Annotated in this window: 8 protein-coding genes; 2 read left to right on the top strand and 6 right to left on the bottom strand. The window is 74.3% G+C overall.

Going from position 1 to position 13,770, the window contains the following annotated elements:
* Nucleotides 1-11: 11 nt before the first annotated feature.
* The gene (guaA, locus tag ACGFS9_RS17205) at nucleotides 12-1,592 is read right to left on the bottom strand and encodes a glutamine-hydrolyzing GMP synthase (protein WP_393253996.1); all 1,581 of its coding nucleotides are present in this window, start codon (nucleotides 1,590-1,592) and stop codon (nucleotides 12-14) included.
* A 338-nt stretch (nucleotides 1,593-1,930) separates the two neighbouring features.
* Here guaA and ACGFS9_RS17200 point away from each other — a divergent pair, with 338 nt between their 5' ends.
* A complete protein-coding gene (locus ACGFS9_RS17200) occupies nucleotides 1,931-2,215 on the top strand; it encodes a chorismate mutase (protein ID WP_393253994.1) in 285 nt (94 codons plus the stop codon).
* Nucleotides 2,216-3,329: 1,114 nt separating this feature from the next.
* Nucleotides 3,330-4,367, top strand: a complete 1,038-nt coding sequence (locus tag ACGFS9_RS17195; RefSeq protein ID WP_393253992.1) for an LAETG motif-containing sortase-dependent surface protein — start codon at nucleotides 3,330-3,332, stop codon at nucleotides 4,365-4,367.
* A gap of 149 nt (nucleotides 4,368-4,516) precedes the next feature.
* Here the strand turns inward: ACGFS9_RS17195 and ACGFS9_RS17190 are convergent, their stop codons facing one another.
* From ACGFS9_RS17190 to ACGFS9_RS17170, 5 genes are all read right to left on the bottom strand, one after another.
* Nucleotides 4,517-6,349 carry a GMC oxidoreductase gene (locus ACGFS9_RS17190; protein ID WP_393253990.1) on the bottom strand — a complete coding sequence of 611 codons (1,833 nt, stop codon included), beginning with the start codon at nucleotides 6,347-6,349 and terminating at the stop codon, nucleotides 4,517-4,519.
* Nucleotides 6,350-6,430: 81 nt separating this feature from the next.
* Nucleotides 6,431-8,242 (bottom strand): succinic semialdehyde dehydrogenase, encoded by a 1,812-nt coding sequence (locus ACGFS9_RS17185; RefSeq protein ID WP_393253989.1) that lies wholly within the window; start codon nucleotides 8,240-8,242, stop codon nucleotides 6,431-6,433.
* A 151-nt stretch (nucleotides 8,243-8,393) separates the two neighbouring features.
* A complete protein-coding gene (locus tag ACGFS9_RS17180) occupies nucleotides 8,394-10,115 on the bottom strand; it encodes a protein kinase (protein WP_393253987.1) in 1,722 nt (573 codons plus the stop codon).
* Between the two features lie 149 nt (nucleotides 10,116-10,264).
* Nucleotides 10,265-11,887 carry a serine/threonine-protein kinase gene (locus ACGFS9_RS17175; protein WP_393253985.1) on the bottom strand — a complete coding sequence of 541 codons (1,623 nt, stop codon included), beginning with the start codon at nucleotides 11,885-11,887 and terminating at the stop codon, nucleotides 10,265-10,267.
* 110 nt (nucleotides 11,888-11,997) lie between these two features.
* Nucleotides 11,998-13,611: a serine/threonine-protein kinase gene (locus ACGFS9_RS17170; RefSeq protein WP_393253983.1), complete on the bottom strand. Its 1,614-nt coding sequence runs from the start codon at nucleotides 13,609-13,611 to the stop codon at nucleotides 11,998-12,000.
* Between the last annotated feature and the right edge of the window lie 159 nt (nucleotides 13,612-13,770).

Raw genomic sequence — 13,770 nt, 5'->3', positions numbered from 1 at the left:
CGGCGGGAGGGCTACTCCCACTCGATGGTGCCCGGCGGCTTGCTCGTCACGTCCAGGACGACGCGGTTGACGTCCGCGACCTCGTTCGTGATGCGGGTCGAGATCTTCGCCAGGACGTCGTAGGGCAGCCGGGACCAGTCGGCCGTCATGGCGTCCTCGCTGGAGACCGGGCGGAGCACGATCGGGTGGCCGTAGGTCCGGCCGTCGCCCTGCACGCCCACGCTGCGCACGTCCGCGAGCAGGACGACCGGGCACTGCCAGATGTCCCGGTCGAGACCGGCGGCGGTCAGCTCCTCGCGGGCGATGGCGTCGGCGGCGCGCAGCAGGTCGAGCCGGTCCCTGGTGACCTCGCCGACGATGCGGATGCCGAGGCCGGGGCCGGGGAACGGCTGGCGCTGGACGATCTCGTCCGGCAGGCCGAGTTCCTGGCCGACCATCCGCACCTCGTCCTTGAACAGCTTGCGCAGCGGCTCGACGAGCTCGAACTCCAGGTCCTCGGGGAGTCCGCCCACGTTGTGGTGGGACTTGATGTTGGCGGTGCCGGTGCCGCCGCCGGACTCCACGACGTCCGGGTAGAGCGTGCCCTGCACGAGGAACGCGACGTCCTCGCCTCCGGCGGCCTCGGCGATGATCTCCGCCTGGGCCTGCTCGAAGACGCGGATGAACTCGCGTCCGATGATCTTCCGCTTCTCCTCGGGGTCCGAGACGCCCTTGAGCGCGGTGAGGAAGCGCTCCTGCGCGTCCACGACCTTCAGCTGCACGCCGGTCGCGGCGACGAAGTCCTTCTCGACCTGCTCGGTCTCGCCCTGGCGCATCAGGCCGTGGTCGACGTACACACAGGTCAGCTGGGAGCCGATGGCCTTCTGGACGAGGGCCGCGGCGACCGCGGAGTCCACGCCGCCGGACAGGCCGCAGATGGCACGCCGGGTGCCGACCTGCTCGCGGATCAGGGCGACCTGCTCGTCGATCACGTTGCCCGTGGTCCAGCTCGGGGTGAGGCCCGCGCCGCGGTACAGGAAGTGCTCCAGCACCTGCTGGCCGTGCGTGGAGTGCATGACCTCGGGGTGGTACTGGACGCCGTAGAGCTTCTTCTCGTCGTTCTCGAAGGCGGCGACCGGGACGACGTCCGTGGAGGCCGTGACGGCGAAGCCCTCGGGGGCGGCGGAGCACGCGTCGCCGTGCGACATCCACACCGGCTGCTCGTCCGGGGTGCCCTCGAACAGCGTCGAGCCGGGCTTCGACACGTGCAGCGGCGTCCGGCCGTACTCGCGGGCGCCGGTGTTGTCGACCGTGCCGCCGAGGGTCGTCGCCATCAGCTGGAAGCCGTAGCACATGCCGAAGACGGGGACACCCGCCTCGAAGAGCTCGCGGTCCAGGCGCGGGGCGCCCTCCGCGTACACCGACGAGGGGCCGCCGGAGAGGATGATCGCGGCCGGGTTCTTCGCGAGCATCTCCCGGACCGGCATGGTGCTCGGCACGATCTCGCTGTAGACCCGGGCCTCACGGACGCGACGGGCGATGAGCTGGGCGTACTGCGCACCGAAGTCGACGACCAGGACGGTGTCGGGGGCGGCGGGGGACGCTTCTGGCACGGTCTGCCTTCCGGCGGTGAGCAAAGGGTGTGTGGGGGCGATTCTACCGGGGGCCGGGGCGGGGGCGGCGCCGCCCGGTTCGAGGGCCGGGGTCTCACCATCCGAACCGGCTTGGCCGCGGCGCCCGCACCCGTGCATACTGCCGTCCATGCTCATCCGGCTCACCCACGCGACGTTCGCGTTTACCTATGGCAACCGGCCCACCGGCTGCCATGGTCGTGCTGCTTGAGCAACTGACAAGCGACTTCCCAGGCGCCCCGGGCCGACAAGGCCCGGGGCGCCTGCCGTTTCCGGGTCCGGCCGCCCCGGGGCACCCCTTCCACCGAGGAGCCCCCGCCATGACCGACGTACTCGACAGGACCGGCGCCCGCACCGACGAGGCCGCCGACGTGATCACCGGCGCGCGTGAGCGCATCGACGCGCTCGACGACCGGATCATCGGCCTCGTCCAGGAACGGATGGCCGTCTCGGCGGTCATCCAGGAGGCCCGGATCACCTCCGGCGGCCGGCGGGTGAACCTGTCGCGCGAGATGGAGGTCCTCGGCCACTACCGCGAGGCGCTCGGCAAGCCGGGCACCTCGCTGGCCATGACCCTCCTCGAACTGTGCCGCGGCCGGGTCTGAGGCGACCGGGCGGCGGGCGGCGCCCGCACGTTCCGGACGGCCGCGTCCAGGCCGCGCGACCCCTGACCCGGCGCACGCACGTACGCATCGCCTCTCACCCGTACGGCGCGTGACCGGGTCGGCACGGGCTTCGTTTCTCCTGGTGTCCGTGTCAGCCAGGGGCGGGCCCGAAAGAACCACGCGTGGCTCCGCTGGAGCGATGAGACGTCCGGATCGTGCCGTGCGTCGTGGGACCTCGCTCCAGGTGGTGTGACCGGACGGCAGGGGACAGCAGCCCGGTCACTCATGGACGGTCGGCTCCGGGGACGCCCGGGGCCGTCCGGCGGAATCTGTTCAGGGACGCCGGGCGGTTGCGGAGGCCGTCACGTCGTCCGCACGACCGAGAACAGCGCACACCGCACGACCCGTACCGCGCGGTCCGTTCCGCGGGCCGTCCCCGGTCCCGCACCGGACGGCACGGCGGGCTCCGGCACCGCTCCGGCGGTCCGGCACCGACCGACAACCGAATCCGTGGCGCGGCGACACCCGCGCGCCACCCCGTGACCAGCGGCGCACCCCCCCCCGGCGCCGCCTCCAGGCACCGGCGCTGCCCTGTCGTCGGTGCTGACGGAAGAAGGGCCCCGCGGACACCGTTCCGCGGGGCCCTTCGCCGCGCCCGGGCACCGGCCCCGCGCCGGGCCGGCCCACCGCGGGCGCACCTCCTCTTCCCCTTCCGGCTTCTTTCCTCTTCCGGCGCCCCCGCCACCGAACGCTGTCCGGCCTCGCGTCGCCTCCCCCGCCACGGTCGCGGCCTCCCGCCCCCTCCGGCGGGGCGCGAGCGCTCTTCTCCCCGCGGCTTCCCCGCGGCGTCGGGCGCCGGGGGGGCGCCCGAGTCTCTCCGGGGGACGCCGCCACGGAGGCGACCGGGGGGTGTTCGCACGCCGGTCCGCCGCTCACACACAGGTGTGATGCAGGCCACATAAGATTTATGTGGAGTGCGCACAACTCTTCGCGGGCCCCACAGGTCACACGTGCAGAACCCTTGGCCATACCCGCGTCCCCACCGCGGAGGCCTCAACCGCACAAGCCCACCTGTGCGCCTCCCCGCGACGCGCACCGGACTTCCGAGGTCTTCATGAAGATTCGCCGTGCCCTGGCCACCGCGGCCGCGACGGCTGTCATAGCTCCGCTCGCGCTGCTGACGGTCGCGCCGGCCGCGTTCGCCGAGGAGAGCGCCGAGCCCAGCACGAGCTCCTCCGCGACCGCGTCCCCGTCGGACTCGGCCTCCGCCAGCGACGCCGAGACGACCCCCGAGGCCACGGACACCGCGTCCGCCTCCACCTCGGCGACGGCGAGCGCGAGCGAGTCCGCTCCGGCGCCGAGCGCGTCCACCTCGGCGGCGTCCTCCGCCACGGCGTCCGCCTCCTCCTCTTCGACGTCCTCCCCCGCCTCCCCGAGCGCGAGTCAGAGCGGTCCCGCCGACATCTGCATCGACGAGAACGGCGACGACGTCAGCGAGCTGAGCGCCGACCTCACCAGCGGCCTCACCGGCCTGCCGGAGCGGATCGTCGCGGGCGCCGGCTGGACCGGTTTCCGGTACAACGTGGCCAACCACGGGGACCGCGCCATCGCGGACATCACGCCGCTGATCGGTGTCGCGGCGGAGGGCTGGAACGGGAAGGACTACTCCGGCAAGATCACCGTCCAGGTCCTGGACAAGGCCTCCGGTTCCTGGCGGGAGGTCGCCGGAGCCGCGGGCGAAGGCGGCACCTTCACCGCGTTCTCGCTGGAGCCCGGGGCCTCGGCCTCCTACCAGCTGAGGCTGAAGGTCGACGGCAAGGTGCCGGACTCCATCGGCATCACCGCGGGCTTCGCCCAGTACGCGGACGACGCGGGCTGCTGGATCGCCGACGACCCGAACGGCTGGATCTACGCGTTCGCGATCCTGGCCCCCGGCTCCGACGCGGGCAACCCGTCGGACGCCAAGCCGCAGACCGGTGGCGCCAAGGAGATCAAGGACGTCAAGACGGTGGACGCCACCGGCTCGCTCGCCGAGACCGGTTCCAGCTCCGCCCTGCCGACCATCGCGCTCGCCGGTGGCATCGCCGTCGTCGCCGGTGCCGGCGCGCTCGTCGTCGTCCGTCGCCGCAAGTCGGGCGACGCGACCGCGTGACGCGGCCCGTCCGGTGACCGGACGGCGCTGACGCGGGCATCGCCCCGCAGCCGAGGAAGGACCTGCGCCAGGAGGGGGGCGCAGGTCCTTCTTCGTGCCCGGCCGGGGCCCGGCCGGGGCGGGCCGGGCAGGACCCGGCCCGCCCCTGGCTAGGGACGCTGCTTCGGCGGCATCGCCGGCATGCCCAGGAACGGGAGCCGCAGCGCGCCGAACGCGTCCGCGGGGACCGCGGGGCGGAGCGGCTCGACCGGCTTGAGCCGCTCGTAGGCGGCGCCCGGCGCCGGACGCGGGTCGGCCTCGCCCTTGTTGGGCCAGAACGACATCGCCCGCTCGGCCTGCGCGGTGATGGTCAGCGACGGGTTGACCCCGAGGTTGGCGGAGACGGCCGAGCCGTCCACGACGGAGATCCCCGGGTGGCCGTACAGCCGGTGGTACGGGTCGATGACCCCGTCCTGCGGCCCCGCGCCGATCGGGCAGCCGCCGAGGAAGTGGGCGGTGAGCGGCGTGCCCATCAACTCGCCGACGTTGCTGCCCGCGAAGCCGTTGATCTCCTCGGCGAGGGCCGTGGCGGCGCGCGTGGCCGCCTCGATCTGCTTGGGGTTGGGCGCCCCGTGCCCCTGACGTGCCGTCAGCAGCCCCTTGCCCGGGCCGCTCTGCTTCAGGTACGTCGTCAGGGAGTTGTCGAGCGACTGCATGACCAGGCCGATGATGGAGCGTTCGGACCAGCGGCGGTTGGACATCGACCGGAGCAGGAGCAGCGGGTGGCGTGCCGCGTTGGCGAGCCACCCGGCCACCCGCGAGGAGCCCTGCGCGTAGGGGACCTGGAGGGTGGACAGGCCGCCCATCGCGTTGGAGCCCTTGCCGTAGCGGACGGGTTCGATGTGGGTGTTCTCGTCCGGGTGGATCGACGAGGTGATCGCGACACCCCGGGTGAAGTCCGCCCGGCCCGTCCCGTGCGCCGCCCGGTAGCGCCGGTCGTCGGTCTGCGCGCCCACCAGGGCCTCGGAGTTGGTGCGGGTCAGCTCGCCGAGCCGCTGCGACAGGTACGGCAGCTGACGGCCCGCCTTCATGCGGTGCAGCAGGGTCTGGGTGCCGTACGTGCCCGCGGCCAGGACGACGCGGCGCGCGGTGAACGTGCGCCCCTCCCCCTTGCGCCGCTGATCGGTGGGCAGGGTCTGCACCGCGTACCCGCCGCGCGAGTCGTCCGTGACGGACACGACGGTCGTCATGGGGTGGACGGCGGCTCCGGCCTTCTCGGCGAGGTGCAGGTAGTTCTCGTTGAGGGTGTTCTTCGCGCCGTGGCGGCAGCCGGTCATGCACTCGCCGCACTCGGTGCAGGCCCTGCGAGCGGGGCCCACGCCGCCGAAGTACGGGTCGGGCACCTCCCCGCCGGCGGTGGCCCTCGCCTCCCCGTCCGCGTCCTGCCCGTCGCCGAAGAAGACGCCGACCGGCGCCATGTGGAAGCTGTCCCCCACGCCCATCCGCTCGGCCGCCGCCTTCAGGTGGACGTCCGACGGGGTCATGGTGGGGTTGAGCCGCACGCCCAGCATGCGCCGGGCCTGGTCGTAGTACGGCCTCAGCTCCTCCTCCCAGTCGGTGATGTCCTTCCACTGCGGGTCCTCGAAGAAAGGTTTCGGCGGCACGTAGAGGGTGTTGGCGTAGTTGAGGGAGCCGCCGCCCACCCCGGCGCCCGCGAGGACCATCACGTTGCCGAGCAGGTGGATGCGCTGAATCCCGTACATGCCGAGCCGCGGCGCCCAGAGGTAGTTCCTGACGTCCCAGGAGTTCTTGGGCAGGGTCTCGCGGGTGAAGCGCCGGCCCGCTTCGAGGACGCCGACGCGGTACCCCTTCTCGGTCAGCCGCAGCGCGGTGACCGAGCCGCCGAAGCCCGAGCCGACGACGAGGACGTCGTAGTCGTACGTCCCCTCGCCGGCCTCCGCTCCCGCGTCCGGCTGTTCCTGGGCAGAACTCTCCTGTGACACGTGCTGCTCTCCTCGTCGAGAACGGGTGGGACTCCCGGGTGCGCCGCGCGCGGCGGCGGGGGTGGGCGGGGCGAGCCGGACCTACCGCAGCCGGAACGCCTTCATGACCCTCAGGCTGCGGTTCATGAACGCCGCGTACGCCTCGTCGTCCATGCCGAACGACGGCGCCATCGGCAGCAGCCGCTGCTGGGCGACGGTCTGCGCCTCGGTGTACTTGAGGATGCCCTCGGAGCCGTGCCGGCGGCCGAGGCCGGAGTCCTTCATGCCGCCCATGGGCGACTGGACGCTGCCGTACGCGGGCGCGTAGCCCTCGTTGACGTTGACGGTGCCGGTGCGCAGCCGGGCGGCGAGCGCGCGGCCACGCCGGCCGTCCTTCGTCCAGACGGACGAGTTGAGGCCGTACGGGGTGGCGTTGGCGCGTTCGACGACCTCGTCCTCGGTGGCGAAGCGGTACAGGGACACCACGGGCCCGAACGTCTCCTCGGCGCAGACGGCCATCGGCGTCTCCACCCCGTCGAGGATGGTCGGCTCGAAGAAGAAGGGGCCGATGTCGGGGCGGGCCACACCGCCGGCCAGGACGGTGGCCCCCTTGGCGACGGCCTCCTCCACGTGCCGGGTGACGGTCTCCAGCTGCCGCTCGCCGACCAGCGAGCCCATGTCGGCCCCGTAGGCGAGGGAGGTGCCGAGGCGCAGGGCGCGGGTGCGGGCCGCGAACCGCTCCGCGAACGCGTCGGCGACCGACTCGTGGACGTACAGCCGCTCGATGGAGATGCAGAGCTGACCGGCCGAGGAGAAGCAGGCGCGGACGGCGCCCGCCGCGGCCTTCTCGATGTCGGCGTCCTCCAGGACCACCATGGCGTTCTTGCCGCCGAGTTCGAGGGAGACGCCCACGAGCCGGTCGGCGGCGCCCCGCGCGACCTCGCGGCCGGTGCGGGTCGACCCGGTGAAGGAGACGTAGTCGGCGTGCCGGACGACCTCGGGCCCGACGACGGGCCCGTCGCCCAGGACGACCTGGAAGACCTCGGCGGGCAGCCCCGCCTCGACGAGCAGGTCCCGGGCCCACAGGGCGGTCAGGCAGGTCTCGGTGTCGGGCTTCATGACGACCGCGTTGCCCGCGGCGAAGGCCGGCAGCGCGTCGCCGACCGACAGCTCCAGCGGGTAGTTCCACGGCGCGATCTGCCCGACGACACCGCGCGGGTGGCGCAGTTCGGTGACCTTGGTGAGCACCGGGACGGCGCCGGTGTGCCGCTTGGGCCGCAGGTAGGCGGGTGCCTTGCGGCCGTAGTGCCGGGCGGCCACGGCGACGGCCTGGACCTCCTCGTAGGCGTGCAGCCGCGCCTTGCCGGTCTCCAGCTGGATGAGGTCCAGCACCTCGGCCTGGCGGGCGAGCACGAGGTCGTGGAAGCGCAGCAGCACCGCGGCGCGCCGCCGGACCGGGGTGGCGGCCCACGCGGTCTGGGCGGCGCGGGCCCGCGCGAAGGCGGCCTCGACGTCCTCGGGGCCGGACGCGGGCAGGTCGGCGAGCTTCTCGCCGGTGAGCGGCGTGTGGCTGACGGTCCGCCCGGACCCGACGACGCCCTTGGTGAGCTGGGCGACCAGTTCGGGGGTCACGACGTCGGCCGCGGTCCGCGCGCCGGGGGGAGCGGCCGCGAGCGGGTTGGTGCCGACGGACGCGGCCGTCCCGCCCGGCGCGGCGGGGGCCGGCGTCCCGGGAGCCGGAGCGCCGGGGGCTGCCGCTGCGGGGGCCTCGCCGGCGGAGGTCCCGGCGGCCGGGGTGCCGGCGGCCGGGGGTGCGTCGGGCAGCGCGGGGGATGCCGCCGCCGCGCCGGCGGCGGCCGTCTCGTCGGTGCCGGTCGTTTCCGTGGCCTGTTCCGCGGCCTGCGAGTCCGTCATGAGCGGCAGGGTATGCCCGCTCGCCCCCTTTGGGTACCCGTCGGTAACGTCCTTTCACCGACCACGCACACACCGCCAGCGATCACTGGCAGCAAACCCGCTGATCAGGGCGTTGACGGTCCGGTGGTCGCCGGTACGGCACTTTTCGCGCTCACAGTTCGTCCACGTCCAGGTTGGCGATGGCCTGCCGCGCCACCTCCCGTCCGCGCTCCGTGAAGTCCCCCTTGCCCGGATAGCCGACCGTGAGCTTGTACATGTCGCCGGCCGTCGACTTGTAGTAGAAGATCCGCAGCTCGCGCGGGAGGGGGTCCTGGCTGTCGGTCGTCGTGTAGGTGACCGTGTTCTCGGCGGACTTCCGGCCCCGGTAGGTGGTGTCCCCCGCGGTGTCCGTCCGCGCCCCCTCGGGCATCCTCAGGCTGTACTCGCCGCTCTCCCTGAACTCGCCGTCGTCGGCGTACATCTGGGCCGCCGCGGAGCCCTTGATCTGCCCGCTCGTGTCCTCGGACTTCCGGGCCAGGGTCAGCCCGACCCGGATGCTGCCGCTCCAGTCGGTGAAGGCGACCCAGTGCTCCTTGTCCGAGGACCGGTCCGGCGTGGTCCGCTGGTAGTCGGCGGGCACCGCCAGGGTCGCGGCGACGTCCTTGACGTGCTGCTTCCTCCAGCCGTCCGGCAGCGGGCCGGCGAACGGGTCGGCGATCACGAGATACGCCGCCACCGCGAGGGCGGCGACCGCGGCGCCGAGCCCGATCAGCGCCCGCCGGCCGATCCGGACGCCCGGACCGCCGCCGGAGCCCTCGCCGCCCGTCGGACCCGCGACGGTCACGACCTGGGTCGGCGCGGGCGCCGGGGGCCGCGCGGCCTCCTCCAGCAGACGGCGGACCCGGTCCGGGCCGGGCCGCTGCGCGGGGTCCTTGGCGAGCAGACCGTCGATCACCTCGGCGAGCGGCCCGGACGCCGAGGCGGGCGCGGCCGGCGTGGAGTTGAGGACGGACTGGAGGGTGGCGGCGGTGTTGCTGCGCCGGAAGGGCGAGACGCCCTCGGCCGCGGTGTAGAGCACCACGCCGAGCGACCAGAGGTCCGACGCGGGGCCCGGCCGCTGCCCGAGGACCCGCTCCGGCGCGATGTACTCGGGTGAGCCGACGAAGCCGCCGGTGTCGGTGAGGCTGGTCTCCCCCTCGATCTGGGCGATGCCGAAGTCGGTGAGCACCACCCGGCCGTGCCGGCCGAGGAGCACGTTGTCGGGCTTGACGTCCCGGTGCAGGACGCCGGCGGCGTGCGCCGCCTCCAGCGCGCCGAGCACCTCCAGACCGATCCGGGCGCTCTCGCGGACGCCGAGGGTGCCCTCCTGGAGCGCGTCGCCGAGCGAGCGGCCCCGCACCAGCTCCATGACGATCCAGGGCCGTCCGTCCACGACCGCGACGTCGTGGACGTTCACGACGGCAGGGTGGTCCAGCCGGGCCGCCGCCCGCGCCTCGCGGCGCATCCGCTCGTACACGTTGGCGCGTTCCCGCTCGGGAAGATGGTCCGGGACGCGTGGTTCCTTCACGGCGACCTCGCGGTCCACGGTCTCGTCCTGCGCCCGCCACACGGTGCCCATGCCGCCGTGCCCGAGCCGGGACAGCAGCCGGTAGCGCCCGGCGACGAGCCGTCCGGCCCCCGGCTCGGAGGCGGGCCGTGCCGGGCCCGCCTGCGATGGCGCGGGCCGGTCCGCCCGCCCGGGGCCGGCCCCGGCCGGCGCGGCGTACGGATTGCCCGGATACGGAACGGCGGCCCGCGCCTCGGCCGGCCGGTCCGGCGCGGCCTGCCGCGGTGGTTGCAGACCGAAACTCGTCGGTTCGTCGCCCCCGTGCGGGACTCCCCCGTTGTCGCTCATGGTCCATCTCTATCGCGGCGGGGGCGTCGACATCCAGCCCTGCCGGACGCCGGTCACACACCCGTGACGCGCACCGCCCGCTATCTCCCGTTCGCCCGCCTCCGCACGGGTTCCGCGCTCCCGGCGCGGCCTCGGCGGCGGGTGCGGGGTCAGGTGCGGCGGAAGCTGTCCACGGCCACGTCGAAGTAGCGCCTCGCGTCCTTCACCCGCCCGACCGGCGCCGACACCCACACGTCGTACATCCGGCCGCCCTCCTCCCAGCACAGGTCGTAGGTGTGCCGGGCCCCCTCCGTCTCGCTGAAGCCGTCCCAGGTGAACTCCCAGAGCGCGGCGGGGCGCCCGGCGTGCGTGGTCCGGGTGACCCGGCTGTCGCGGTAGCCGGGGTTGGTCGAGGGCCCCTCGTCCGCCTGCCGCCGCAGCACGCCGACCGGGCCGCCGGACGCGGGCTCGCTCACCTTGACGCCGAGCCGGAAGACCTGGCCGGGCGACAGGTAGAAGACCCGCTCCCCCTGCGGGTCCCGCCGGAAGCCCTCCGGGACGGCGAGCGCGAAACCGTACGGATCGGAGGCGAGCCGGTAGCCGTCGGGCGGCGCCGCAAAGGAGCCGGTGGGGGCGGCTCCGGCGGGTGACGCGCTGGGGGTGCGGGACGCCGACGGGCCGGGCCCGCTCGACGGGGGGCCGGTCGTGCCGGACGGGCCGCCCGGCGCGCTCGACGAGGGCGGCGACTGCTTCCCGCCCCCGCCGTCGTGCATCAGCAGGGCCGCCGCCGACACCCCCGCCCCCGCCAACGCGGCGACCAGGGCGGCGGCGAGGAGCAGTCCCCGCGAGGACTGCCGGGGCGGACGGTCGCCGCCGCGCGCCGGCTGCGCCCGGGAGGCGGGCCGGTGCAGCGGGTTGTCCCGCCGGGTGGGGGTGTAGGGGGCCGACCACCGCGGGGTGCGCCCGCTGTCCCGGAAGGCGGTCAGCAGCCGCTCCGCCTCGGCCGCGCCGAGCCGCCGCTCGGGATCGCGCTCCAGCAGCCCCCGGACGACGGGCAGCAGGGGCGCGGCCTCGGCCGGGGGGCGGATCTCGTCCACGACGACCGCGTGCAGGATGCCGCCGAGCGAGTCGCGGCGGAAGGGGGAGGCGCCGCTCAGCAGCGTGCACAGCAGGGCGCCCAGCGACCACAGGTCGGACTCGGGACCGGTGCGGGTCCCGGACATCCGCTCGGGCGCGGTGTACTCGGGGGAGCCGACGAACGCGCCGCTCTCGGTGAGCGTCGTCGCGCCCGCCACCTGCGCGATCCCGAAGTCGGTCAGGACGACCCGGTCGGTGCCGGCCTCCACCAGGACGTTGGCGGGCTTGAGGTCGCGGTGCAGCACACCGGCCTCGTGCGCCCGGGCCAGCGCCCCGAGCAGGTCGATGCCGATGCGGGCCGCCTCCCGGGCGTCCACCGGACCGCGGGCCGAGATCCGCTCGGCGAGCGAGCCGCCGTCGATCAGCTCCATGACGATGTAAGGGCGTTCGTCGTCGACGACGACGTCGTGCACCACGATGATGTGCGGATGGTGGAGCTGGGCCACGGCCCGCGCCTCGCGCAGCGTCCGGTCGCGCTGGAGGCGGTTCTCCTCCGCGGAGAGCGAGTCGTCGAGGGCCAGTTCCTTCACCGCGACCCGCCGGCCGAGGAGCTGGTCGGTGGCACGCCAGACGACCCCCATGCCGCCCCGGCCGATTCTCGCCTCCAGCCGGTAACGGCCCGCGATCACGCGGACGTTCTCCCCCTCGGTCCCCATACGCCCCATCATGCCGCACCGGACGAACGCCTTCCGTGACGGTGATCGGCCAACTGTGCGGCCCGCCGCGGCGGGTGGGCGCGCGGGCGGAGAACCCGCCGCCCGGAGGGTCAGCCCTCCTGGAAACTCCGCAGAATCCACGCGAACTGCTTGCCGGTGGTGTCCCAGTCGCCGGCCGGCGAGGCCGCGTAGAGGGCGTACTCGGTGCCCTCCCGGTTCATGTACCCGACGTCGATCGCCCGGTAGGGCCCCGGGAAGTAGTGCGGGGCGTCCTTGCCCAGCGCGTCCCACGCGTACTCCCAGCGGACACCCGGCTGGTCGCGGAACAGCTCCTGCTTGAAGTGCAGCTTCCGGTAGTCCCGCAGGCGCTCGGCGACCCGCTGGTCCAGGGCGCTCATGTGCTCGTAGGAGGTCCGGTAGTCGGGTGCGGTGTCGACGGCGATCCGCACGAGGTGCTTGCCCTTGTCGGGCGTGTAGTCGACCTGGCGCAGACCGTCCTGGTCGATCGACACGGACCGCTTCCACCCCTTGGGCAGCGAGACGCTGAAGCCCACCGGGTCGTCGATCCGCTCCCAGCCGGCGGGTACCACGCTGGCGCCGGAGGCGTCGTCGCCCGGCGTGCCGGAGGCGCTCGGCGTCGACGAGGCGGAGGCGGCGGGAGAGCCGGTGCCGGCTCGGCCGTTGTGGCCGAACTGCTGGAGGGCGACCGCGACGCCCCCGCCGATGACCGCCGCCAGCGCGACGACCAGGACGACCGTGCGCAGCCGGTGCCGCCGCGCGGGCGCGGGGCCGGCCGGGGGGTACGGGGCGGCGGGGGCCGTCTGCTCGCGGGTGCCGGTGCCGGTCCCCGCCTCCGGGGGGCCGTACCCCGTCCGCACGGTGGGCGGGTGGGCCGGCGCCGCCTCCGGGCGCCGGCCCTCCGCCACCTCGGCGAGCATCCGCTCGGCCTGCTCCGCGCCGGGCCGCCCGGCCGGATCCTTGCGCAGCAGTCCGGCCAGGACGGGCCCCAGATCGCCCGCGTGGACCGGTTCGGCGGGTTCCTCCTCGACGACCGCCTGCATGGTGCCGATCGGCGAGGTGCGGCGGAACGGCGATCTGCCCTCCACCGCCGTGTACAGCGTGGCGCCGAGCGCCCACAGGTCGGACGCCGGCCCCGGATCGTGGCCGCGCACCCGCTCCGGGGCCAGGTAGTCGACCGAGCCGACCACCTCCCCGGTACGGGTGATGGTGGTGTCGCCCTCGATCTGCGCGATGCCGAAGTCGGTGAGCAGCACCCGCCGGTCACGGCCGAGCAGGACGTTGCCGGGCTTGATGTCGCGGTGCAGCACCCCGGCCGCGTGCGCGGCGCGCAGGGCCCGCAGGACCCACAGGCCGATGCGCGCGGCCTCGCGCGGCTCGATACGGCCGCGCTCCTTCACCGCGTCGGCCAGCGACTCGCCCTCGACCAGCTCCATCACGATCCAGGGGCGGCCGTCGTGTTCGAGGACGTCGTGCACGGTGACGACGGCGGAGTGGTTGATGCGCGCGGCGGCCCGGGCCTCGGCACGGGTGCGGGCCAGCAGGACGTTCTGCTCGCTGTCGGAGACGTAGAGCGCCGCGGTCAGCTCCTTGACCGCGACGGCACGGTGCAGCACCTGGTCGTGCGCGCGCCACACCCGGCCCATGCCACCGCTGCCGATGGAGTCCACGAGCCGGTAGCGGCCCGCAAGGAGCAGGCCCTGCATCTGATTCACGTTCCCCCGCAATGGTCTTGACAGGGTCAGACTAAAGTTCGGTCACCACGCAGGGAACAAGCGGGGGCGTACGGAGACAGCACTGTGACGGTTCTCCCTTCCCGCCGGCCGGGTGAACCGTCCCGCTCCCGCCGCCGTCCGCCGCGCGGC

This window comes from Streptomyces sp. NPDC048566, from assembly GCF_043199735.1.
Lineage (GTDB): Bacteria > Actinomycetota > Actinomycetes > Streptomycetales > Streptomycetaceae > Streptomyces.
This window is presented reverse-complemented; position numbering and strand designations above follow the sequence as displayed.

Excerpts from the sequence above, each read along its gene's own strand:
- ACGFS9_RS17170 (WP_393253983.1), bottom strand. The coding sequence starts at position 13,611 with ATGCAGGGCCTGCTCCTTGCGGGCCGCTACCGGCTCGTGGACTCCATC.
- ACGFS9_RS17180 (WP_393253987.1), bottom strand. The coding sequence starts at position 10,115 with ATGAGCGACAACGGGGGAGTCCCGCACGGGGGCGACGAACCGACGAGT.
- ACGFS9_RS17200 (WP_393253994.1), top strand. The coding sequence starts at position 1,931 with ATGACCGACGTACTCGACAGGACCGGCGCCCGCACCGACGAGGCCGCC.
- ACGFS9_RS17185 (WP_393253989.1), bottom strand. The coding sequence starts at position 8,242 with ATGACGGACTCGCAGGCCGCGGAACAGGCCACGGAAACGACCGGCACC.
- ACGFS9_RS17175 (WP_393253985.1), bottom strand. The coding sequence starts at position 11,887 with ATGGGGACCGAGGGGGAGAACGTCCGCGTGATCGCGGGCCGTTACCGG.
- ACGFS9_RS17195 (WP_393253992.1), top strand. The coding sequence starts at position 3,330 with ATGAAGATTCGCCGTGCCCTGGCCACCGCGGCCGCGACGGCTGTCATA.